Here is a 23,429-nt window from a genome sequence, read left to right on the forward strand (position 1 = left end):
GAGTCCCCCATGCCCGATCAGCACCTGCCCGCGCCTTCCGATGAGTCCTCGCCCTTCGACGACCTGTTGCGTGGGCAGGAGGGGGCGGCGGAGGCGCACTTCACGACGGCCTTCCGCGGGTACGACAAGGGCGAGGTCGACGCCGCGCTCTCCGAGCTCACCACCCGGCTGCGGATCCAGGGCGAGGAGCTGGCCCAGCTGAAGGACCGCCACCGACGGGCGATCGACTCGGCACAGGCGCAGAGCAGCAGACGCGTCGAGGAGCTCGAGGCGGAGCTCGCCGTCGCCAACGCGCAAGCGGCCAACGCGGAGGAGCAGGTGCAGACCCTCACCGAAGAGCTCCTCGGAGCCTCCGGCGAGTCCGCGAATCGGCGCCGTTTTGAGGAGGTGCTGCACGTTGCGGAAGAGCAGGCGAGCCTCCTCATCAAGAACGCGAGCATTCAGGCCGACCGGCTCCTCGAGGCCGCGCACGCCGAGATCCAGACCCGCCGCCAGGAGGCCCAGGCCGACGCCGACGCGATCGTGGCGCGCGCCGAGCACGACGCGCAGCAAGTGCGTCTGGCCACAGAGACCGAACGGACGGCCCACGAGGCGCAGCTGGAGCGCGAACGCGCCCACGCCGCCGAGAAGGTCTCGCAGGCCGAGCAGGAGGCCGCCGCCATCCGCACCGAGTCGGAGAAGGGCGCCGCTGCCCTGCGCTCACTCGTGGCCCGCGAGACCGAGCAGGCGCGCGCCGAGGCCGAGGAAGCCGTGCGCGAGCTCCGCATGCGCGCCCTGGAGTTCGAGGAGTCCCTCACCCGACGGCAGGACGATGCCCAGCAGGAGTTCCTCATGCTCCACAATCAGGCCGTCGCTCACGCGGAGCGCATCACGAAGGACGCGAACGAGCAGGTCGCCTCGTCGCTCGAGCACGCGCAGCGCATCACGGCCAAGGCCGACGACTTCGACCGCCTCATGCGCGCCCAGGCGCAGCAGATCGAAGCGGATGCCCATCTCAAGGCCCGGGAGCAGCTCGACCGCGCCCGCGTCCGCGCGCAGCAGATCATCGACACGGTCACGACGCACTCCGAATCGGTCCTGCGCGACGCCGAGGACCGCACCCGCCAGTTGCGATGGCAGCAGCACCAGCTCACGAGCTTCATGTCCGAGGTTCGCGAGCTCATGCGCGGCGAGGCGGCCGGTGGCGCTGACGCGGCGGAGGAGTCCGACGCGGATGCGTCCGCGATCCCGACCGGCGACGCGTCGAGCGCGACCGAGGCCGCCGCGGGCGAGTTCGCGGAGGTCGAGGCTGAGGACGTGTCCGGGGACGAGATCGTCGCGGAGTCGGAGGACGTCACGGACTCTGAGGACGTCACGGACTCTGAGGACGTCACGGACTCTGAGGACATCACGGACTCTGAGGACATCACTGAGTCCGAGCGGAGCGACGCTCGCTAGCCCGACGCCACCGACGGCGAGAGGCGGTGTCCCCGAACACATATCGTGCGCGGGGACACCGCCTCTTGTGATGAAGCTCCTACAGCGACGGCTGCTGTGCCTCGATGTCGTCGACCGAGATCCTCGCCGGCCCGTTCGTGCTCGTGCCGGTCAGGTAGGCGCTGATGCGGAGCGACCCGGCATCCTGCAGCTCTGCCTCCGCGTCGGTCGAGACGAGGAGCCACGCGTCGGGCTCGTCGGTTCCCACGGCCCAGACCTTCGCGCGAAGGGTGGTCGTCCCTCCGTCGCTCACGGCCTGCAGACGCGTGTGAAGGCGTCCGCCCGCGCTATGGATGTAGTCCGGCACGGCGCGCGAGGTCAGCAGTGTCTCGGTGGAGCCGAGGAGCTTGGCCGTGCTCGCGGTGACCACGCCGGTCGACGCGATGCGCAGCTTCAGGCGGTAGGCACCCGCGTCCGACGCGCGAACGGCCAGGTTGAGGTGGACTCCGCCGCCGTCCGAGACGGCCTCGGTGCCGAACACCGCTCGGGCGTCGACGTCACGCGCCTCGGCGCCCGTCAGCACGGCCGTCTTGGTCTGGCTGCGCCCGACCTCGATCGTGCCGACGCCGTCGGTCACGGCGAAGCCGGCCGGGGTGACCCACGTCGCTCCGCTCGTCGCCTCGCCCCACCCCGACGAAAGGGAGCGCTCGAACGTGTCGCGAGCGATCAGCCCCGCCTCGGGTGCCGAGACCGTCACCTCTTGTGTCACGGGCTCGCTGTCGATCCCGCGGGCGTCGGTGACGACCAGGCTGACCGCATAGGTTCCCGCCTCGGTGTACTCGTGGGTCGGCGCGCTGCCGGTGCCGGACGTGCCGTCGCCGAAGTCCCACCGGTAGGCCGCCACCGAGGTGCCGGACTCCGCGGTGGACGCTCCGCCGTCGAAGGAGACCGCGAGGTCGCGGGTCTTCGAGGAGAACGCCGCCGTCGGAGCGATGGTCGGCGCCGCGGCCGTGACGGTCGCGCGGACCGCGCTCGACAGTCCGACCGCGTCGGTCACCGTGAGCGTCACCGTGTAGGTGCCGGGCTTCGCATACTCGTGCGACGCCGTGCGCCCCGTCCCGGTCGTTCCGTCGCCGAAGTTCCACGCATAGCCCGCGATGTCGCCCGTGGCGGCCTTCGACCCCGATCCGTCGAAGGCCCAGGTGAGGTCCTTCCCGCTGCTGGTCATGACGGCGCTCGGAGCCTTCGCTCCCGTCCCGATCGCGTGGTGGGTCTTGATCTGCGCCGCCGTGAGCGCCTGCGGGTAGACCGCGAACTCGTCGATCTGGCCGCTGAGGAACGACGAGGAGGGGCGGGTCGGCCAGCCGCTGGTGATCGTGTCGCCGCCCACCTGCCAGAAGCCCGTGTAGGCGCGCGCCGACGTGATGGCGCTGTTGCTGGCCACACGAGTGCCGTCGACATACAGCTCCATCCCGCCTTGCGTGCTGAGCTGGGCGACGACGTGATGCCACTTGTTGTCGTTGTACGCCTTGGCCGTGCTGATGGTCGTGTAGACGCCGGTTCGCAGACCGAACGTCAGTTTGCCGTCGTTGCGCATGTAGACCATGCGGTCACTGAGTTCGACCGTTCCCGACGCCGGCGTGCGGTACCCGCTGAGCCAGCCGCCCTTGGTGGTGTTGGTCTTGACCCAGATCTCCGTCGCGAACCCCGCGCCCAGCGGAGTGGCGGTCTTCGCGCGGGCCCACGCCGACGCGGTGCCATTCACCGTGGCCGAGGTCTTGTCGTCGTTCGCGATCGCACCGTCGGTCGCCTTGCTCCCGACGCCCGAGCCGAAGACCGCGTCGTTGCTGCCCACCCAGTCGGTGCCGCCGTTGCCCCCGTTGGCCGCTGTGCCGGTGGTCCCCAGGCGCCACAGCAGGTTGGCCCCGTCGGCGCGCACCTGGTCGGCGTACGCCGAGGCGGATTTCACACCCGCGGTGACGGCGATGGTGGCGCTCGTCGCGCTGTTGCCGTCACCGTCGCGGGCGACCACGCGTGCCGTGTAGCTCTGACCCGGAGTGAGTCCCGAGCCGATCACGGTCACCGTCTTGCTGCGCTCCCAGAACGGGGAGTCGACCGTCGCCGAGCCGATCGGGGTGTCGATGCCGTCGACGTAGAGGTCGTAGGCGAGCGAGAGGTCATCGCGATCCCAGTTGAAGGGAACCGTGACGCGCACCATGCCGGAGCCGCCCGCGGACGACGCGGTGGGAGTCCAGTCGGTGCCCGACTTCTGCGGGCCTTCCTTCGCCCCGCCGGGCGGGTTCACCGCGAATCGTGCGATGCCCTGACTGCGCTTCTTGTTGACGAACGGGAACTCCCCGCCGTAGACGACGTACTCACCGTTGCCCGTGACTGACCAGGTGGCCTGGCCCATGCCGGACGCCGTTCCCGTGACCCACTCGGGCGACCAGTCGACGAATGCCGGGGCGTTCGTGCCCTCCCAGGTCTGGTAGTAGTCCGACTTGAGCGCGGGGCCGAGCTTGCCCTTCGTGGCGGCGGTGTAGACCGTCGCGTGACGTTGGTTGTTCTTTCCTCCCTCGGGGAAGCCCCCGAGCGTGGAGCAGTCGTGCGCGTGGTTGGCGGTGTACACGTTCGTGCCGTCGGAGTAGACGCCGTAATGGTCGCCGTGACAGTCGGCGACCCAGTTGATCGCTCCGGAGCCGGGGTCGGCGGAGAACGCCCCCTCGAGGTTGCCGACGGTCTTGCCGTACAACGTCCAGCCCGTGCCGTACACGGCCGACCCGTCGGTGGTGAGACCCCAGATCCCGCCCTTGCCCGGGTAGGTGGTCGATTTGCCGTTGCTGATGAGGGTCTGGGCGGTCCAGGCGACCTTGGTCCCCGACGTGGGGTCCAGCGCCGCGAGGCCCGGCTGCACCGCGCCGTTGACCAGCCGGAAGCGTCCTCCGACGATGAGCTTGTCCTTGGCCGGGGTCAGCGTCAGGGCATCGACCTGCAGGTCGGTGGTGGGCGCCCAGGAGAGAAGCTCACCCTTGGTCGTGACGGCCGCCAGGTTCTGGCGGGTGACGCCCTTGGCGGCGCCGATGAGGCCGCCTACATAGACGGTGCTGTCGGTCGCGACGATGGCGTTGACGTAGCTCCCGCCGATCGCCGCCTTGAAGTTCGTGAGCGCGCCGGTCGCCACGTCGAACGCCGCGAGGTTGAAGCGGGTCTCGCCGTCGACCTTGTCGAACGACCCGCCCACGTAGAGGGTCTTGCCGTCGGGTGAGACGGCGAGCGACTTCACCGTTCCGTTGATCTTGGGCGCGAAGGACGTCGCTTCGCCGGTGCGGATGTCGTAGGCGAGGATGTTGCTGCGCGCGAACGTGTTCACGCCGGGGGCAGCACCGGCCGGCCGTGCGGCGCTGAACGAGCCGCCGGCGAAGACCGTGTTGCCCGCGATCGCCTGCGTCCACACGATCCCGGAGTCGATCTGCACGGTGGGCAGCGGATCGGCGGTGACGGTGGCGGAGTTGCGCTGCTCCGGCGGAGCCGTGTCCGGTCCGGCAGCGGCGGAAGCAGGGCTCACCGGCCCCGCGACGGCCAGCGTCGCCGCCAGGGCGGCCACCGTCACCGCGACGACGCCGCGGGTGGTGCGGACCCGGGCGATCGATGCCCGTTCCGCTCCGTCGCCCGGCGGTGTCGCCGCCGGAAAAGCGCGCGAGAGAGCGCGCGAGAGTGCAGTACCCAATTCATCCCCCAGATGAAGACGCATCGCTGCGCCGTTGACGAAGGCGCGCGAGGCGCCGAGGCGTGAGCGGACCGTCCCCAGACGGCTGCTCCTACAGGAGACGAACGATGGGCCGATTCATCACGCGATTCACCGGATTCAGCGGTGCTCTGCGCGTGTTGCGCGGGGTGCTGCGCGAAATGCGGCAGGCGACACCCGGATTCAGGACGTCAGCCGGGCCAGTTCGGAGACGAAGGCATCGACGTCGTCCTCCGTCGTGTCGAACGAGCACATCCACCGCACCTCGCGGCGGGCGGCGTCCCAGTCGTAGAACCGGAACCGCTCGCGCAGGGCGTCGGCCACTCCGTCGGGGAGCGTCGCGAAGACTCCGTTGGCCTGGGTGGGCTGCGTGAACGACACGCCGCGGATGGTCCCGGCGGCGATCCCCGCCTCGACCCCGGCGCGCAGCCGTGCCGCCATCTCGTTGGCGTGCCGTGCGTTGCGCAGGTACAGGTCACCATCGAGAAGGGCGATCAGCTGGGCCGAGACGAAGCGCATCTTGCTCGAGAGCTGCATGTTGAGCTTGCGGAGATAGAGGAGCCCCTCGGAGGCGCTCGGGTCGAGCACGACGACCGCCTCGCCCAGCATCGCGCCGTTCTTCGTTCCCCCGAAGCTCAGCACGTCGACGCCCACGTCGCGGGTGAAGGCGCGCAGCGGCAGGTCGAGGGCGGCGGCGGCGTTGGACAGTCGCGCACCGTCGACGTGCAGCTTCATCCCGCGAGCATGCACGTGGTCGGCGAGCACGCCGATCTCCTCCGGCGTATAGAGCGTTCCGAGCTCCGTGGACTGGGTCAGTGACACCACGAGCGGCTGGGCCCGGTGCTCGTCGCCCCAGCCCCAGGCCTCGCGGTCGATGAGGTCGGGCGTCAGCTTGCCGTCGTCGGTGGGAACCGTGAGGATCTTGATGCCCGCGACGCGCTCGGGCGCGCCGCCCTCGTCGACGTTGATGTGCGCCGTGGAGGCTGCGATGACCGCTCCCCAGCGCGGCAGCATCGACTGGAGCCCCACGACGTTGGCTCCGGTGCCGTTGAACACCGGGAAGGCCTGCGCGCCGTCGCCGAAGTGCTCGGTGAACACCTCCTGCAGACGCGCGGTATAGACGTCCTCGCCGTAGGCGATCTGGTGTCCGTCGTTGGCCGCAGCGATCGCCGCGAGCACCTCGGGGTGGATGCCGGAATAGTTGTCGCTGGCGAAGCCGCGGACGCGGGTGTCGTGCAGGGTGGTCACGGAGATCCAGCCTAGTTCGGCCGCGGCGGCGAACGCCCGGCCAACCGCCGCGTGTGCAGCCGGGCGGGGGTCTATCGCGTGTCCGACCCGGCCGCTACCCTCCCCCTATGCCGCCCACCCTGTCCGATGCCGCTCCCACCCGGGACGTGCCCGCGGGAGGCTTGCGCACCTTTCTCCATGTGCTCGTGAACACGGCCCTCGCCAACATCACGACGAGCTTCCTCTGGTTCGCGCTCACCTTCTGGGTCTACCTCGAGACGCGGTCGGTCCTGGCCACCGGCATCATCGGCGGCGCCTACATGCTGCTCCTGGCGGTCTTCGGGATGGTGTTCGGCACGTTCGTCGACCGGCACCGCAAGCACCGGGTCATGATCCTGTCGGGCATCGTCACTTTGATCGCGTTCGTCGTCGCGGGTCTCCTGTATCTGGCCCACCCCGAGGCGGAGCTCCTCGATCTGGGCGGACCGTGGTTCTGGCTCTTCTCCGGGATCATCCTCGCCGGGGCGGTGATCGAGAACCTGCGCAACATCGCCCTGTCGACGACCGTCACGCTCCTCGTACCCACCGAGCGCCATGCCAACGCGAACGGGCTCGTCGGCACGGTCCAGGGGCTCGCGTTCCTCGTGACGAGCGTCTTCTCGGGATTCGCGATCGGCCGGCTCGGCATGGGCTGGACGCTCGTGATCGCGATCGTGCTCACCCTCGTCGCGCTCGTGCACCTGTTCACACTGCGCGTGCCCGAAGACGAGCCCGAACGCACGCCCGGCGCGAAGATCCTCGACGTCCGTGGAGCCGCCGTCGCGATCCGGGCCGTGCCCGGCCTGTTCGCCCTCATTCTGTTCTCGACGTTCAACAACCTCATCGGCGGCGTCTACATGGCCCTCATGGACCCGTACGGCCTCACGCTCTTCCGCGTGGAATGGTGGGGCGTCGTGCTGGGCTTCACGGCCACCGGTTTCCTCATCGGAGGCGGCGTGGTGGCCGCCCGCGGACTCGGACGCAACCCCATCCGCACGATGCTCCTGCTCGTGATGGTGATGGGCGTCCTCGGTGCGGCGTTCACGATTCGTGAGTGGTGGTGGCTCTACGTCGTCGGCATCTGGCTGTACATGATGCTGATTCCGGCGATCGAGGCCGCGGAGCAGACCGTCGTGCAGCGGGTCGTGCCCTTCGAGAGCCAAGGTCGGGTGTTCGGTGCGGCGACGGCGATCGAGGTGTCGGCCGCTCCGATCACCTCGTTCCTCGTCGCACCGCTCGCGGAGTTCGTCATCATCCCCTACATGGACTCCGATGCCGGGCGTCAGAGGTGGGGCTGGCTGCTCGGCGAGGGCGAGGCGCGCGGCATCGCACTGGTGTTCCTGGTGTCGGGGCTCGTGATGGTCGTCTTCGCACTCCTCGCGTTCGCGACGCGCTCCTACCGCATTCTCTCCGCGGAGTACGAGACGGCTCCCGAGACGCCGGAAGCGGCGGATCCCGCGGGGGCGGTCGAGGGGATCGTGGAGGGTGCGGGGGAGCCGCCCGTCGTCCCGCCCGCCTCCGCCGCCCAGGCCCGTGGCGGAGTCGCCGATCAGCCCTGACCCCGGCGCTGGGCCCGACGCGAGGGCGGCTCAGGCCTCGTCGAGCTCCACGACGGAGTCGTTGACGGTGTCGGCCGGGCGGTCCCACAGCGAGACGTAGGCGCGGGCGAGATCATCTTCCCGTTCCGCCAAGGCACGCACGCGGTAGATGACCGCCGCCGCGGTCATAGGGCTGCCGGCGTCGCGCGCCGCTCGGGCGAAGCCGTGCGCCAGCGCGTGGATCCAGGCCTCGGACGCGGCCTTGACCGCCGCGTAGTTCGCCCCTCCGGCAAGGGGCCGGGCGACGGCGGTCGAGGAGACGATGGCGGTTCGGCCGGCGGGGGCTGTGACGAGGTCCTCCCAGAACGTCCGCGTGACGTGTCGCAATGCCGTGAGCGACTGCTCGAGGAAGCGATAGTCCTCGTCGCTCTGCCCCGGTATCCCGCCGCCCCCGCGCCACCCGCCCACGAGGTGGAGGAGCCCGTCGACGCGGATGCCGTCGTCGTGGAGCCTGCCGGCGAGGGTGCCCACTGCCTGTTCGGAGGTGAGGTCGCAGACCTCGGCACGCGCGCCGAGCGAGACGAGCGGCGTCAGCCGCCGCGCGTCTCGTCCGACGGCGACCACGCGTGCGCCGGCCCCCACCAGCGCACGCGTCGCCGCGAGACCGCTCGCACCGGTCGCCCCCGCGACCAGCACTGTCCGCTTCGCGATCGCGGTCTCAGTCATCCGTGCCGCGGATCCCCTCGGTCGAGGCGATCACGTCACGCATCTTCTTCTCCAGCGCCTCGAAGAACATCGAGAGCGGGAACTCGTCATCCAGGACGGCGTCGGTGTAGCCCTTCGGCGGACCGGCCAGGATTTCGTCGGTCAGTCCCCGTGCCCACTGCGACGCCGGGTGCGGCTCCAGCGTCGCCCGGACGAGGTCGTAAGCGGCGAGCCAGTGAGAGACCTTGGGGCGGTCGATCGAGCGCCAGTAGAGTTCGTCGATCGCGTCGCCGAGGGCGACGACGGCCGCCGGCACCGCGTCCCAATCGAACGCGAGCGCCGTGTCCGTCCAGTGCAGGACGCCGCGCTGGTGCAGCCACGCGAACAACAGCTGACCGCCCAGCCCGTCGTAGTTGCGGACGCGGGTGCCGGTGATGGCGAATCGGAAGATGCGGTCGAAGATCACCGCATACTGCACGAGTCGTGCGTGCTCGAGCATCTCCGCCTCGGCCGAGGTCAGCGCGTCGGTGCGTTCCGACAGCGTCTTCTCGATCGACACGCACTCGCGGAAGGCGGTGAGGTCGCACCGCAGTTCCTCGAGCGAGTAGAGGAAGTAGGGCATCCGCTGCTTGATCATGAACGGGTCGAACGGGAGGTCTCCGCGCATGTGGGTGCGGTCGTGGATGAGATCCCACATCACGAACGTCTTCTCGGTGAGCGCCTGGTCATCGAGCATGCGCGCAGCGGCCTCGGGAAGATCGAGCTTCGTGATGGACGCGGCGGCGCGCACGACGCGGCGATACCGCGCCGCCTCCCGATCCTGGAAGATCGCTCCCCACGTGAACGTGGGGATCTCGCGCATCGCCACCGTCTCCGGGAAGAGGACGGCGGAGTTGGTCTCGTAGCCGGGGGTGAAATCGAGCAGGCGCAGCGAGACGAACAGGGCGTTGGTGTACGTCGTCTCCAGTTCGGCGATGAACTCCGGCCAGATCACCTCGACCAGCACGGCTTCGACGAAGCGGTTGCGCGACCCGTTCTGCGTGTACATCGGGAAGACGACGAGGTGGGTGAGCCCATCCACACGGTGCTGCTGCGGCTGGAACGCGGTGAGCGAGTCCAGGAAGTCAGGCACGCCGAAACCGCCGTCCGCCCACCGCTGGAAGTCGTGGACGCTCGCGGCGAGGTACTCGGCATCGTGCGGGAACAAGGGGCTCAAGGCGCGGATGGCCTCCACGATGACGGCGACGTACGACCGCGCCTCGGCGGGGTCGGCGCCGTCGGAGAGGGAGCCGTCCTGCGTCTGCAACTCCTGCAGGCCGATCACCGCATCCTTCAACGCGAGCCAGGCGGGCTGCTGCGCGAGCGCGCGGCCGTCCTCGACGACCTCGGGCTCGCCGATGACGGTTTGGTTGCTGCCGGCGGTCAGGGACATGATGAACCTCCTGTCGGGGTCGCGTGAACGGATCTCGGCGATTCTACGGGATTGCTTCCGGCTCATGGCCGTGGGTGCAGGAAATTTTCCTGTATCTTGTTTCTCATGGCTCTCTCGGAGGTGGACGCCGGCATCGTCCGTGTCTTGGCGCGTGACGGTCGGGCGACCCTCGCGCAGCTCTCGACCGCCGTGGGGCTCTCGGTCTCGGCCGTGCAGAGCCGGCTCAAGCGTCTCGAGGCCGAGGGTGCGATCACGGGGTATCGCGCGACGATCGATCCGGAGGAGGTCGGCAAGCCGCTCGCCGCGTTCATCGAGATCACACCGCTGGATCCCGCGCAGCCCGACGACGCCCCCGACCTGCTCGCGCACCTCGAGGAGATCGAGGCCTGCCACTCCATCGCCGGCGACGCGGCGTACATGCTCTTCGTGCGCGTCGCCACCCCTCGGGCCCTCGAGGCCCTCATCCGCGAGATCCGCGCGGCGGCCTCGGTGCGCACGCGCACGACCGTGGTCCTCCAGACCTTCTTCGAGAACCGCCCCCTGATGCCTGCCGTCGACTGACCGGGCGGGACGGTTCGCCCGTACCGGATACATCCTCCGGTGGATGACGCCGCGCCCCTCGCTCGCGTAGCGTCGTTGTGTGTTCCGGCCCCTGATGACGTACCAGCAGGTCGTCGACGTGGTCGGCGCGGCGATGTTCTTCCTCGTCTCGATGCTCTTCACGGCGGTGCCGTTGGGCTATTGGACGAGCGTGGACACGACCCGTTCGCTGCTGATCGCCACGATCCTCAGCGCCGGGTTCTCGGTCGCCCTGGGGATCCGCCGCTGGTCGCCGCCTCTCGCGCTGGCCCTGGCATGGGTGATGGCGATCGCGCAGATGCTGTTCGGGCTGCCCCCGTTGCCGGCGAACGTCGCGATCTTCGGCATCCTCTACGTGACGGCGGCGTACGGTTCACGCCTGCTCTTCTGGCTCGGATTCGGTTCGAGCCTGCTCGGTGCCGCAGCGATCACGGTGTACCTGATCGTGCCGCCCCTCGTGCGCGGCGGCTGGAGCCTCGAAGGGGCCATCCAGACGAATCTGCTCATCGGCATCACGGTCTTCTTCAGCGCTGCCCTCGCTCTCCTCCTGTCGTGGACGATCGGCGCCCTCGTGCGCACGGCCTTTCGGGCGCGCGACAATCGGCTGGCGCAGGAGCGTGCCGAAGCCGAGACCGCCGTCGAGGCCGAGCGCAACCGCATCGCCCGCGATATGCACGACGTCGTGGCGCACTCCCTCGCCGTCGTGATCGCCCAGGCCGACGGCGCGCGATACGCCGCCAGTGCCGACCCGGTGGCGGCCACCGCGTCGCTCGAGGCGATCGGCAGCACCGCCCGGTCCGCCCTGGCCGACGTCCGCATGCTGCTCACGCAGCTGCGGCACAGTCAGGCCGATGGTCCGCAGCCGACGATCGCCGATCTCGAGCAGCTGTATGCGCAGGTGCGGGCCGCTGGCGTCGACCTGCGCGTGGACGTCGATCCCGTGCCGCGGAGCGAGCCCCCGGGGGCGGTGCAGTTGGCGGTGTACCGGATCCTGCAGGAGGCCCTGACCAATGCTCTGCGACACGGCGACGGCGGTCGCGTCGACGTACGTCTGGCCTGGCACCCCGATGCCGTCGAGCTGGAGGTGCGCAACCGGCGGGGCGTCGCCGAGTCGCCCCGCGGCGGCCACGGACTCATGGGGATGAACGAGCGCGCCGCTCTCGTGGGCGGCCGGGTCAGTGCGGGACCCCAGGCGGACGAGAATGGAAGGCCGGACTGGTTCGTGGTCTCGGCCCGCCTGCCGATCGGAGGAACGACGTGAGTGAGACGGTGCGAGTCGTCCTCGTGGATGATCAGGCCCTCTTCCGGGCCGGTATCCGCATGGTGGTCGACTCCCAGCCCGACCTCGAAGTGGTGGGTGAGGCGGGCGACGGGCAGGAGGCACTCCGGGTCGTGCGTCAGACGCGTCCCGACGTCGTGCTCATGGACATCCGCATGCCGGTGATGGACGGGCTCACCGCCACCGAGCAGTTGCTCCGCGACGACGATCCGCCGCGCGTGGTGATGCTCACCACCTTCGACCTCGACGAGGCGGCGGCCCGGGCGATCCGGCAAGGGGCGAGCGGATTCCTCCTCAAGGATGCCGACCCGGAGTTCCTCCTCGCGGCGATCCGCACGGTCCACGCCGGCTCATCCGTGATCGCGGCCGCCGCGACGCGCGACCTGTTCGCTCATTTCGTCGATGCCCCGCAGGCCCCGCCGCCCGCGTTCGCCGCGCTGACCGAGCGTGAACGGGAGATCTTCGCGCTCGCTGCGCGGGGCCTCTCCAATGCGGAGATCGCCGCGCGCGAGTTCCTCTCCGAGGCGACCGTCAAGACGCACATCAGTCGCGTGCTCACCAAGCTCGGCCTCCGCGACCGGGTGCAGCTGGTCGTGTTCGCCTTCGAGCACGGCCTGGCCTGAGCGGGCGCCGGATCATCCTTGAGATGTAGGCGCTCGCGACTGGCGACCGACGCCGCGGGCGAGGCGGCCCACCTAGCGTCGAAGGCGTGGAGATCACATCGACCGACCTGGGCCTCGCCGCCCGGGTCCAGCACCTGACCAAGACCTTCGGCTCGGGCGAGAGCGGTGTGCGCGCCCTCGACGACGTCAGCATCGGCATCCGCCGCGGCGAGTTCACCGCCATCATGGGACCGTCCGGATCCGGGAAGTCCACGCTCATGCACATCATGGCGGGGCTGGATGCCCCCACCTCCGGCCGCGCCTGGATCGGCGACACCGAGATCTCAGGCCTGTCCGACACCGAGCTGACGATCCTCCGCCGTCGCCGCGTGGGATTCGTCTTCCAGGCCTTCAACCTCGTGCCCACCCTCGACACTCTCGGCAACATCCTGCTGCCGTTCGACCTCGACGGCCGGCGCCCGACGGCGCTCGAGAAGGCGCGCATCGACGGCCTCGTGGAGACCCTCGGCCTGACTCAGCGCCTGCGACACCGCCCGCACCAGCTCTCCGGGGGGCAGCAGCAGCGCGTCGCCATCGCGCGTGCCTTGGCCACGGCACCCGACCTGCTGTTCGCCGACGAGCCCACCGGCAACCTCGACTCCAAGACCAGTCGCGAGGTGCTGGCGCTGCTCGCGGCGACGAGCCGTGAGCACGGCCAGTCGATCGCGATGGTCACCCACGACCCGATCGCCGCGTCGCACGCCGACCGGGTCGTCTTCCTGGGCGACGGCCGCATCGTCTCCGACAAGCCCCGCCAGAGCGCCCAGGAGATCTCCGCCCACATGCTCGCCGCCGAGGTGACGGCATGACCGCCGTCGCCGCGGCTCCCGTTCCCGCCGCCACCGCCGCACAGGCGCCCGGGGGTCGCTGGTCGTGGCTGCGCGAGCGCGGGATGGGGGCGACGATCCTCGTCTCGGCGATCTCCGTCGCCTTCGGCGTCCTCCTGATCAGCGCGACGGCGTATCTGTCCGGGGTGTTCCTCGCGACCCCCACTTACGGCACGTCGGACACCCTCGCGGCGATCGCCGCCCTCCTCAGCGCGCTGCTCCTGGCGGTCGCGGTGTACGTCGCCGCGATCGTCACCGCCAACACGTTCGCGACGATCGTGGCCGGCCGCACGCGACGGATCGCGCTGCTGCGCCTTATCGGTGCCTCGGCGCGGTCGCAGCGGGCGGAGATCGCGCGGCAGGGCTTCATCGTCGGCGCGATCGGAGCGGTCCTCGGCTGGGGAGCCGGGACCGCCATCGCGATGATCGGGCTCCCGATGCTCGACCGCTTCATCGGTGTGTCGGTCGGATACCCCGGAGTGCAGCCCGCGAGCTTCCTTCCCGTCGTGGTGGTGACTCTCACCACGTGGGCGGCGGCGTGGGCCGGGTCGAGGCGCGTCCTGACGGTGACGCCGCTGCAGGCGCTCGGCGGGTCTGTCGAGCAGGCGCACGAGGCCGCGACGCGCCAGCGCGGTCGCAACGCCGCGACGATCGTCCTCGGAGCGGTGGGGGTGCTCTTCCTCGTCGGCGGTCTGCTGCTGGGCCTCATCACTCCGCTCGGGGTGATCGTCGCCTTCCTCGGTGGTCTCTTCTCGTTCACGGCGTTGAGCCTTGCCGCCGTCGTGGTCATGCCGCCGTTGCTGCGCCTCACCGGGCGTCTTTTCGGCCGGTCGGCCACCGCACGGCTCGCGGCGGAGAACGCCCTGCGCTACCCCGAGCGCTCCAGCCGGATGGCGATCGGCGTCGTCATGGGCGTCGCGCTCGTGACGATGTTCGCGGTGGCGGCCGAGTCTGCCAAGTCGCTCATCACGGCCTCCAGCGGCGGTGAGCCGGACATGTACTTCAACCAGATGGTGGACTCGTTCGCCGCCGTGATGATGGCCCTCGTGGCCGTCAGCGCCGTCATCGCGGGCGTGGGGCTGGTCAACCTGCTCACGATCGGCGTGGTGCAGCGACGCCGGGAGCTGGGGCTCCTCCGTGCACTCGGGCTCACGTCCGGGCAGGTTCGGCGGATGGTGTTGCTGGAGGCGACCCATGTGACGCTCACGGCGCTCGTCTTCGGACTGCTGCTGGGAACGGCCTACGGGTGGATCGCCGCGCAGTCGGTGCTGGGCTCGGTGCCGATGCCGCCGCAGTGGATGTCTCCGACCCTGGTGCTGCCGGCGGTTCCGGTCGTCCCGACGCTGATCGTGGCCGTCGCGACCGCGGTCCTCACCCTCATCGCGGCCGTCGTACCCACGCGGCTTGCCACCCGTGCCACCCCCGTGGAGGCGCTCGCCGAGTGACAGCGAGCCCGGAGATCCGGGCCCGCGCACGACTGACTCCCGCGCCGGCCGACCCGCCGCCGGAGTCAGTCGTCGGCGTCGGAGGACTCCGGCTCGTGCGCCCAGGTCGGGGCCAGCCGTCGCAGACGCGCACCGCGCCACTGCCATGTCGCCCACAGCGCGGGCCAGAGGGCCGCTGCCGTCGGCCCCCCGATCACGAGGCGGTCCCGCCACAGGGTGCGGCTCGGATCTCCGGGAAGGGGGGAGACGGCCATCTGGTGGTCCCAGACATCGAGTGAGGCCAACGGACCGGTGAGGGGGATGCCGCTGTCGCGGAAGATGCGGACGGGCCCGTGCCGATCCTCCGCGTATCGGTCGCTCACATGGATGAGCTGCGCCCCCAAGTGGATCGTCCCGGCGACGCGGGTCTCCACTCCCATGCGCACGGGCGCATCCATCCCGGGCTCGAAGCGCGTGGGCAACCCCTCGGCGGCCATCGGGGTCAGCGTGACGAAGGGACCATAGAGCTCGCCGACGGCGCGCGGGGAGTGGAGGGCGCGCCATGCCGCGTCGGCATCGCAGTCGAGTCGGAGCTTGAGCAGGATCCGCATGCTCCAGTGTCTCTCGGATACGCCCGCATCCGGTAACGTGGGAGCGCTCCCACACACTTGCGCCGCACACCGCGGCGAGCGAGGATCGACCATGCCCACCACTCCCGTCACCGAATCCGGTGACCGCTCGCACGGCGTCACGGCCGTCGAGTCGGTCGCGCAGCTGTCCACCGTCCTGGAGGACACCGACCCGACGCTCGACCCCGCCCTCGGCCGCGTCGCGCGTCAGGCCGCTGCCGAGGGAGTCGTCCTCCTCCGGAACGAAGGGCGAATCCTCCCGCTCACGGGCGCCACCGTCGCTGTGTTCGGGCGCGTCCAGCTCGACTGGTTCGCGGTCGGTTACGGGTCTGGCGGCGATGTGAAGGTCCCGTACGTCTGGAACCTCGTCGCCGGGCTGCGCGACGCGGGTGTGATCGTCGACGACGAGCTCGCGGAGCTCTATCGGCGGTGGTGCACTGAGCATCCCCCCGAGCTGACGGGCACGTGGGGCCAGTGGCCGCACCACTTCCCGGAGATGCCTCTGTCGGCTGAGGTGGCCGGTGCCGCAGCGAGCCGCGCCGACGTGGCGGTCGTCGTGATCGGCCGGGCCGCCGGCGAAGCGCGTGACAGCCTGCGGGAGCCCGGGAGCTTCGAGCTCACCGGCGCCGAGCGGACGATGCTCGACACCGTGACCGCCGCCTTCTTGCGCACGGTCGTCGTCCTCGACGCGGGCAACGTCATGGACCTCTCCTGGATCGCCGACTACGGCGATCGCATCGCCGGTGTCCTGTATGCCTGGCAGGGCGGCATGGAGGGAGCCCGCGCGGTCGCCGCGGTCCTGGCGGGCGAGGTCCCGGCCAGTGGGAAGCTCACCGACACGATCGCGTGGTCGTACGACGACTACCCGAGCTCGGCGAACTTCGGGGGACGCGACGTCAACGTCTACGCCGAGGACGTCTTCGTCGGCTACCGCTACTTCGAGACCTTCGCCCCGGATCGGGTGCAGTTCCCGTTCGGCTTCGGGCTGGGCTACACCGACTTCGAGATCGATCCCCGCGTGGTGCAGGCCGACGACGTGGCGATCGAGTTCTCCATCGGTGTGCGCAACGTCGGTGCCGCCCCCGGAAAGGAGACCCTCCAGGTCTACGCGACCGCGCCAGGGGTCGCCCTCTCTCAGCCCGCACGCGTGCTCGCCGCCTTCCACAAGACGCAGATGCTCGCGCCGGGCGAGAGCGAGCGGGTCGTCCTCCGTGTCACCTTTGACGAGTTGGCCTCCTACGACGACGCGGGAACGACCGGCCATCGTCACGCCTGGGTGCTGGAGGCGGGGGACTACCTCTTCCACGTCGGCACCGACGTGCGATCGGCCGCGACCGTCGCGACGGTGACCCGCGATGCGCTGCGGGTCGTCCGGCAGGTGAGCGAAGCTGCCGCCCCCGTGCAGGACTTCTCGCGCATGCGGGTGGATCGGGATGACCAGGGTCGGGCCCGCGTGGGCTGGGAGCCGGCGCCGCGCGCGACGGTGGACCGGAAGCGACGGATCGAGTCCGAGTTGCCGGCGGCCGCGACCGTCACGGGCGACGTGGGGATCCGCCTCGACGACGTCGATGACGGCACCGCGACCCTCGACGCGTTCGTGGCACAACTCGACGTGACGGAGCTCGCCGACCTCGCCCGAGGCGACGTCACGATGCACTCACCGCTCGGTGCCGCCGGCAACGCCGGCGTGCTGGGTGGGGTGACCGCCTCGCTCCGCGAGAAGGGCATCCGGCCGGTGACCACGACCGACGGACCGAGCGGCATCCGGCTCTCGGCGTACGCGTCGCTCCTTCCTTCCGGCATCGCTCTGGCCTCCACGTGGAATCTCCCGCTCGTGACCGAGCTGACTGCGCTCCACGGCCAGGAGATGATCCGCAAGGGATCCGATGTGCTGCTCAGCCCCGGCATGAACATCCACCGCGATCCGCTCTGTGGGCGAAACTTCGAGTACTTCTCCGAAGACCCCCTCGTCACCGGGCGTACGGCGGCTGCCGTCGTGCGCGGGGTGCAGTCGCAGGGTGTCGCCGCGTGCCCGAAGCATTTCGCGGCCAACAATCAGGAGACCAACCGCACCCGCAACGACTCCCGCGTCTCCGAACGTGCTCTGCGCGAGATCTACCTGCGGGGGTTCGAGATCTGTGTGCGCGAGGCTCGGCCGCTCGCGCTCATGACCTCCTACAACCAGGTCAACGGGGTGTGGGCGCACTACCATCACGATCTCGTCACCGTCATCCTGCGCGGAGAGTGGGGATACGAGGGCTGCGTGGTCACCGACTGGTGGATGGAGGACGCCGTCGATCCCGACTTCCCGGCCCTGGCGAACAACGCCTACCGAGTGCGCGCCCAAGTCGACGTGCTGATGCCCGGAGGGGTCAAGACGGAGGACGGCCCCCAGGCGTACGCCGATGACACGATCGTCCGGTCGGTCACCGCGCCCGGCGGCCTGACGGTGGGGGAGCTGCAGCGGGGAGCCCGCAACGTGCTGGGACTCGTCCGCGCCCTGCGTCCCGTGATCGACGCCCGCCATCACGAGCGAGCGGGCTGAGCGGTTCGCGGGGCCCTCTAGCCTGGAACCGTGAGCTCCTCCGCCGCGCCCGTGTCCCCCTTCGACCAGTCCCGCTACCAGGTGCGGTGCGAATGGGGGCAGGAGGGGTTGCGGCGACTGGCGCCGGCCGACGTCGTCGTGGTCGTCGACGTGCTGCGGTTCTCGTCGAGCGTCACGGAGGCCGTGGCCGACGGACCCGTCGCCCTCGATGAGCGCGCGCACGCGGTGTCCCGCAACGGCGCGGCCGTGGCCGAGGAGGCGGGCCGTGGTGGCGCCCTGGTGCTCCTCGGGTGCCTGCGCAACGCATCCGCCGTGGCGGAAGCCGTCGCCGCCGAGCAGCGCCGCCGCGGCCGACGCACGAGCATCGCTGTCATCTGCGCCGGGGAACGCGTGCCCGGCGCCGCCGACGCCCCGGTGCGATTCGCCGTGGAGGACCACCTCGGTGCGGGCGCCGTGATCGACGCGCTCGGGATCCGCGCCATCGATCACACCTCGCCCGAGGCTGCGGCGGCGGGAGAGGCCTTCCGGGGTCTGCGTAGCGCGGTGCGTCATCTCCTCAGCGCGAGCGGATCGGGACAGGAGCTCCTCGAGCGCGGAGCGGCGGAAGAGGTGCGGCGGGCGGCCGAGATCGATGGGTCGCCGACGGTGCCGGTGCTGCGAGACGGCGCCTTCTGCGCGCTGTAGTCTCGGTGCCGGCCGGGCCGCGGGCTCAGCGAGGGGTCAGGGCGGCGCGGCGCGTGGCGGCACTGATCTCCCGCCGGGTCCACGAGAACAGGAACCGCTCGTCGAAGCGCGGGGAGCATCGGGCGCACGAGGTCGGCCGCGTCGCCCGGCGATGCCGATACGCGACGTGACCGGCCGGGCACAGCCCCACCCACGGAGCGAGCTCGGTGGCCGTCTCGCCGCGGTGAGTGACACCTCCCGTGTAGCCGAGTGAACGTGCGATCCGCTTCCATCCCGCGCCATGACCTGCCTGGGATCCCGCCAGCGCGTGCGCGATCTCGTGGAGAAGCGTCTGGCGGTTCGTCTCGTCGTCGTAGCGAGCGGCGAGATACCGCGACACCGTGATGCGCTGCCGCGTGTAGTCGCAGGCGCCCGCCCGACGTTTGGCGTTGTCGAAAGCGAACGTCCAGGACGCGTCCAGGTGCGTGGCGATGAGGTGCTCCGCCTCACGGCGCACCACGCGAAGATCCGTCATGCCGGAAGGATAGACGTGCCGTCGGACACTCAGCTGGCGACGGCCGTGCGCCGCCGATCGGCGGCATCGATGGCCAGCAACGTCGATTCGAGCTGTTCCTCGGGAGCGCCCGATTCCTGGCGCAGGAACAGCGCGCGCTTGAAGTCGGCTCGCGCGGCCGCATAGTCCTGCGCGTCGTAGTGGACCTTGCCTCGGTGCTGCACCGCGAACGCCGCGAGAGCGGACCAGCCCTGACCCTCGGCCTCCTCGGCGCACGTCGTGAGCTCCTGCACGGCGGCGGCGAAGGCTCCCCGGTGCTGCAGCACGGTCGCGTGCAGGATGCGGGCCCGCAGCAGATCCTTGCGCGTGCCGCCCATGCGGGCGACCCGGACGGACTGCTCGGAGACGACGAGCGCGTCGTCGAGGCGGTCGAGCACCTTCAGCAGCCAGACGCGCTCCAGCAGAGCGGGAAGGCTCCGCTGATCGCCCAGCTCGTCCAGCCGGTCCTTGCACTGACGAGGATCCACCAGCTCTCGCAGGGTCTCCGCGTCGTATCCGAGGATGTAGCTCACCGTCTCTCCCTCCGACGCTCGCGGTTCGCCCCTCCAGTCTCGCCCGGGCGCGCGCGAACGAGCCGAGGGCGCGCCGAGGTCAGCGTTCGAAGACCGACGCGGCGGGGGCGGGGGAGTCGGTGGCGTCGGCGTCGGTGGCTATCCGGGCGCCGCGGACGAACTCCTCGATCTCCGCGCCCTGAGCCACCTTCGCGGGATGGGGTCCGGCCGCCATGAGTCGCGGCAGCCACTCGGTGGGAAGCGGTGCGCTCGACGCGGCGATCACGAGGTTGCCGAATCGGCGGCCCTTCAGCGTCTGCACCTCGGCGAGCACGATCACATGCTCCAGAACGTGGGCGACCGTGGCCACCTGGCGGCGCGCGAACGCGAGTCCGGCACCGTCGGCCACGTTGACGAGCAGTACGCCGTCGGGTGCGAGCAGGCGCGCGAGGATGCCGTAGTACTCGACGCTCGTGACGTGGGCCGGCGTGCGCGCGCCCGCGAAGACGTCGGAGACCACGAGGTCGGCCGCCCCGGTCAGCCCGGCCGGGAGGCGCTCCGCGACCTCGCGCGCGTCTCCGATCCGCACCCGGATCTGCGCACCCCGCGGCAGCGGCAGCTGTTCGCGGACGAGCCCGATCAAGGCCGGCTCCAGTTCGATCACCTGCTGCCGAGAGCCGGGTCGCGTGTGCTCGATGTACCGCGGGAGGGTGAGGGCTCCCGCGCCGAGGTGGACGGCCGTCAGCGGCTGACCGGGAAGGCGGAGCCGATCGACGACGGCGGCCATGCGGGCGACGTACTCGAAGTGCAGGTGCGTCGGGTCGTCGAGGTCGACGTGCGACTGCGGTGTGCCGTCGACGTCGAGCTCCCACCCTCCGGCGAACCGGCTGGGAACCACGCGGGCGACCGCGCCGTCCGACAGGCGCACCGAGGGACCCGACTGCTCGATCCGCGCCCGCGCCATGCGTCCACGCTACCGGGGCGACGGCTCGTGACGCCGGTGCCTGCGCAACTCCTCCATCTCCGGTCCTTGCCTCGCGGGGCCCGGCCTGCGGGCGCGGCGGTGGCGGTGACAGGTGCGTGGTGTGGAGGAGTTGCGCAGACCCGGTCGCGCAGGGCGTGCGCCGGTACCGTGGGGGCATGCCCGTCATCGACCTCAACGCCGACCTCGGCGAGACCGTCGACGGCGTCCCCACCGCCGATGACCACTCCCTCTACCCCCTGATCTCGAGCGCCTCGATCGCGTGCGGTGGACACGCCGGCGACGCGGAGTCGATGCGCGCTGCGGTCGCGCAGGCCCGCGCTCACGGCGTCGCCGTGGGCGCCCATCCCTCGTTCGTCGACAGGGAGGGGTTCGGTCGTGCCGTGCAGACGGTCGATCCGCGGCTCCTTCGTCGGCAGGTGCGGGAGCAGATCGCGGCCTTGGTGGTGGCGGGCGCGGACGTCCGCTACGTCAAACCGCACGGAGCGCTCTATCACGTGGTCGCCGCCGATGAGCCGGCCGCGCAGGCCGTGGCCGGCGCCGTCGCCGAGGTGTCGGCGGACCTCGGGCGCGTGTTGATGCTGCTCGGCGCGGGCGGTCGGATCGAGCAGGCCGCGGCGACCCGGGGTCTGCCGTTCCTGCGCGAGGCGTTCCTCGATCGAGGGTACCTGCCCGGCGGCTCCCTCGTCCCGCGCTCGGAGCCCGGCGCGTTGCTCCACGATCCCGAGGTGGTCGCCGCCCGGGCGGTGCGCGTGGTGACCGAGGGGTCCGTGACCGCCGTCGACGGCACGGTCGTGCCGGTGGAGGCTTCGTCGCTGTGCGTCCACGGCGACTCTCCCGGAGCCGTCGAGATGGCGCGCGCCGTGCGTGCCGCGCTCGACGCCGCCGGCATCGTGGTGGCCGCGCCGTGGTGAGCCCGCCGCTCGTCCCGCTCATCCGTCCGATGGGCGACCGCGCGCTGCTGGTGGAACTCCCCTCGTTGGAGCAGGTGCTCGCGGCGCGGAAGGCGATCGCTGCGTCTCAGCCGCCGCCCGTCCTCGACATCGTGCCTGCGGCTCGGACCGTCCTCGTGATCGTTGACGGGGGTCCGAGCGCGCTCGCCGCGACACATCGATGGATCGAGGAGACCCTCGCCGGAGCGCCGGCACACGTCCTGCCGCGGTCCGGCGCGCCGGTGGATCTTCCCGTCGTGTACGACGGGGAGGACCTCGTGGAGCTCGCGACCGAACTCGGCACGACCCCCGACGCGCTCGCCGCCCGCCACGCGGCGGCGTCGTGGACGGTCGCTTTCACCGGGTTCGCGCCCGGCTTCGGCTACCTCGTGAGCGCGGACTGGCCGTTTCGCATCTCCCGCCGATCCACGCCGCGCACGCGCGTCCCGGCGGGTTCGGTCGCCGTGGCGGGGGAGTTCTCCGGCGCGTACCCGCGTGACACCCCCGGCGGCTGGCGGCTGATCGGGACGACCTCGGCGCGCCTGTTCGACCCCGCCGCCCCCGTTCCGACGCTTCTGGCCCCCGGCGACCGCGTGCGCTTCGTGCCCTCCCGTGCGCTCTCGGCCGCGGCCGCTCCGGTCACCGTGCGCGAGGCGGCACGGCGTCCACCGGTCGCCTCGTTCCGGGTGCGCGATCCAGGGCTGCGTGCCACGGTCCAGGATCAGGGCCGTACGGGGCACGTCGCCGACGGCATCGCCCCCTCGGGAGCGTTCGACCGGACCGCCCTGCGGACGGCGAATCGTCTCGTGGGCAACGACGAGCGTGCGGCCGGTGTCGAGATCGCCCTCGGAGGCTGGCGTGCCGTCGCCGAGGACGACCTGTGGTTCGCCGTCGCCGGAGGGTGGGGTCCGGTGCTCCTCGACGGTCGGCCGGTGGACCCGTATCAGGCGCACCTGTGGCGAGGTGGGGTCGAGCTGCGGATCGACCGCCTCGATCACGGCGCCTACGCCTACCTCGCCGTGCGGGGCGGGATCGCGGTGCCTGACGTGGCCGGCTCTCGCGCGACGGACACCCTCGCCGGCGTCGGTCCGGAGCCGTTGCGCGCCGGTGACGTGGTTCCGGTGGGGGAGGACGCCCGGCAACCGGTCCCGGCGCTGCCTCTGGCGCCCTGGGGCCCGCCGGTCGACGATGTCGTCGAGGTGGCGCTGGCGGCCGGCCCGCGCGCCGATCGATTCGTCCCGGCCGCCCTTCCGCTCCTGTTCGAAGCCGTGTGGACCGTGTCGCACGAGGTCGACCGGGTCGGCCTGCGGCTGGACGGTCCGGCGCTGGAACGCCGCGACGACGCCGAGCTGCCCAGCGAGGGCATGGTCCCCGGTGCCCTCCAGGTGCCGCCGTCGGGGCGGCCGGTCATCCTCGGGCCCGACGCCCCCGTCACGGGCGGCTATCCCGTGATCGCGGTGGTCACCGACGCCACGCGCGACCTGCTCGCCCGCGCGCGACCCGGCACGCGGCTGCGGTTCCGGCACGCACGCTGAGGCCGTCCGCGCGGTTATACCGCAGTCACAGAAACTCGTCAAGGATTCGACTGGACACGGCGCGTCGCCCGGTCTATAGTGGGTAGTTGCGCTCCCTTCCCCTTGCCCTCATATGGTGGTCGGCTTGTGCCTGCGCCCCTGTCGCTTCGCGGCAGCGCGTGCGGCAGGTTTCGGTTCCGGGAGCACTCCACCTGTCGACAAGGAA

The 23,429-nt window shown here is 71.0% G+C and carries 19 protein-coding genes; 11 read left to right on the plus strand and 8 right to left on the minus strand.

The window, feature by feature from the left end; translation table 11 throughout:
• Positions 1-9: 9 nt before the first annotated feature.
• Positions 10-1,437, plus strand: a complete 1,428-nt coding sequence (locus QM591_RS11800; protein ID WP_415132591.1) for a DivIVA domain-containing protein — start codon at positions 10-12, stop codon at positions 1,435-1,437.
• Positions 1,438-1,516: 79 nt separating this feature from the next.
• Here QM591_RS11800 and QM591_RS11805 read toward each other — a convergent pair whose 3' ends face one another.
• Positions 1,517-5,143 carry a PKD domain-containing protein gene (locus QM591_RS11805; RefSeq protein WP_415132592.1) on the minus strand — a complete coding sequence of 1,209 codons (3,627 nt, stop codon included), beginning with the start codon at positions 5,141-5,143 and terminating at the stop codon, positions 1,517-1,519.
• Positions 5,144-5,344: 201 nt separating this feature from the next.
• Entirely contained in the window at positions 5,345-6,409 is a 1,065-nt protein-coding gene (locus tag QM591_RS11810) for a threonine aldolase family protein (protein WP_415132593.1), read from the minus strand.
• Between the two features lie 107 nt (positions 6,410-6,516).
• Here QM591_RS11810 and QM591_RS11815 point away from each other — a divergent pair, with 107 nt between their 5' ends.
• Positions 6,517-7,986: an MFS transporter gene (locus tag QM591_RS11815; RefSeq protein WP_415132594.1), complete on the plus strand. Its 1,470-nt coding sequence runs from the start codon at positions 6,517-6,519 to the stop codon at positions 7,984-7,986.
• A 30-nt stretch (positions 7,987-8,016) separates the two neighbouring features.
• On the opposite strand, the gene QM591_RS11820 is transcribed toward QM591_RS11815, so the two are convergent.
• Together QM591_RS11820 and QM591_RS11825 are read right to left on the minus strand one after the other, a co-directional pair.
• Positions 8,017-8,691: an SDR family NAD(P)-dependent oxidoreductase gene (locus tag QM591_RS11820; RefSeq protein WP_415132595.1), complete on the minus strand. Its 675-nt coding sequence runs from the start codon at positions 8,689-8,691 to the stop codon at positions 8,017-8,019.
• Positions 8,684-10,102: a DUF6421 family protein gene (locus tag QM591_RS11825; RefSeq protein ID WP_415132596.1), complete on the minus strand. Its 1,419-nt coding sequence runs from the start codon at positions 10,100-10,102 to the stop codon at positions 8,684-8,686. The genes QM591_RS11820 and QM591_RS11825 overlap by 8 nt, the downstream gene beginning before the upstream one ends.
• A gap of 105 nt (positions 10,103-10,207) precedes the next feature.
• On the opposite strand from QM591_RS11825, the gene QM591_RS11830 reads away from it, so the two are divergent.
• The 5 genes from QM591_RS11830 to QM591_RS11850 all read left to right on the plus strand — a co-directional run bounded on the left by QM591_RS11830 (position 10,208) and on the right by QM591_RS11850 (position 14,894).
• The gene (locus QM591_RS11830) at positions 10,208-10,663 is read left to right on the plus strand and encodes an Lrp/AsnC family transcriptional regulator (RefSeq protein WP_415132597.1); all 456 of its coding nucleotides are present in this window, start codon (positions 10,208-10,210) and stop codon (positions 10,661-10,663) included.
• Between the two features lie 79 nt (positions 10,664-10,742).
• The gene (locus QM591_RS11835; protein WP_415132598.1) at positions 10,743-11,942 is read left to right on the plus strand and encodes a sensor histidine kinase; all 1,200 of its coding nucleotides are present in this window, start codon (positions 10,743-10,745) and stop codon (positions 11,940-11,942) included.
• Positions 11,939-12,583, plus strand: coding sequence for a response regulator (locus tag QM591_RS11840; RefSeq protein ID WP_415132599.1), 645 nt, complete (start codon positions 11,939-11,941; stop codon positions 12,581-12,583). The genes QM591_RS11835 and QM591_RS11840 overlap by 4 nt, the downstream gene beginning before the upstream one ends.
• Positions 12,584-12,669: 86 nt before the next feature.
• The gene (locus QM591_RS11845) at positions 12,670-13,431 is read left to right on the plus strand and encodes an ABC transporter ATP-binding protein (RefSeq protein ID WP_415132600.1); all 762 of its coding nucleotides are present in this window, start codon (positions 12,670-12,672) and stop codon (positions 13,429-13,431) included.
• Positions 13,428-14,894, plus strand: a complete 1,467-nt coding sequence (locus tag QM591_RS11850; RefSeq protein WP_415132601.1) for an FtsX-like permease family protein — start codon at positions 13,428-13,430, stop codon at positions 14,892-14,894. Before QM591_RS11845 ends, QM591_RS11850 begins: the two co-directional genes overlap by 4 nt.
• A gap of 65 nt (positions 14,895-14,959) precedes the next feature.
• Here the strand turns inward: QM591_RS11850 and QM591_RS11855 are convergent, their stop codons facing one another.
• A complete protein-coding gene (locus tag QM591_RS11855; RefSeq protein ID WP_415132602.1) occupies positions 14,960-15,484 on the minus strand; it encodes a hypothetical protein in 525 nt (174 codons plus the stop codon).
• Positions 15,485-15,575: 91 nt separating this feature from the next.
• Here QM591_RS11855 and QM591_RS11860 point away from each other — a divergent pair, with 91 nt between their 5' ends.
• Together QM591_RS11860 and QM591_RS11865 are read left to right on the plus strand one after the other, a co-directional pair.
• A complete protein-coding gene (locus QM591_RS11860; protein WP_415132603.1) occupies positions 15,576-18,047 on the plus strand; it encodes a glycoside hydrolase family 3 protein in 2,472 nt (823 codons plus the stop codon).
• A gap of 30 nt (positions 18,048-18,077) precedes the next feature.
• Complete coding sequence (locus tag QM591_RS11865; protein WP_415132604.1) at positions 18,078-18,731, plus strand: 2-phosphosulfolactate phosphatase; 654 nt, start codon at positions 18,078-18,080, stop codon at positions 18,729-18,731.
• A 25-nt stretch (positions 18,732-18,756) separates the two neighbouring features.
• Here the strand turns inward: QM591_RS11865 and QM591_RS11870 are convergent, their stop codons facing one another.
• From QM591_RS11870 to QM591_RS11880, 3 genes are all read right to left on the minus strand, one after another.
• A complete protein-coding gene (locus QM591_RS11870) occupies positions 18,757-19,245 on the minus strand; it encodes a SprT-like domain-containing protein (protein ID WP_415132605.1) in 489 nt (162 codons plus the stop codon).
• Between the two features lie 29 nt (positions 19,246-19,274).
• Entirely contained in the window at positions 19,275-19,796 is a 522-nt protein-coding gene (locus QM591_RS11875; protein WP_415132606.1) for a hypothetical protein, read from the minus strand.
• 79 nt (positions 19,797-19,875) lie between these two features.
• Entirely contained in the window at positions 19,876-20,739 is an 864-nt protein-coding gene (locus tag QM591_RS11880) for a spermidine synthase (protein WP_415132607.1), read from the minus strand.
• A 176-nt stretch (positions 20,740-20,915) separates the two neighbouring features.
• Between QM591_RS11880 and QM591_RS11885 the strand changes: the two genes are divergently transcribed.
• Complete coding sequence (locus QM591_RS11885) at positions 20,916-21,671, plus strand: 5-oxoprolinase subunit PxpA (RefSeq protein WP_415132608.1); 756 nt, start codon at positions 20,916-20,918, stop codon at positions 21,669-21,671.
• Positions 21,665-23,224 carry a 5-oxoprolinase/urea amidolyase family protein gene (locus QM591_RS11890; protein ID WP_415132609.1) on the plus strand — a complete coding sequence of 520 codons (1,560 nt, stop codon included), beginning with the start codon at positions 21,665-21,667 and terminating at the stop codon, positions 23,222-23,224. The genes QM591_RS11885 and QM591_RS11890 overlap by 7 nt, the downstream gene beginning before the upstream one ends.
• The last annotated feature ends 205 nt before the right edge of the window (positions 23,225-23,429 follow it).

It is taken from the genome of Microbacterium sp., from assembly GCF_047607225.1.
GTDB lineage: Bacteria > Actinomycetota > Actinomycetes > Actinomycetales > Microbacteriaceae > Microbacterium.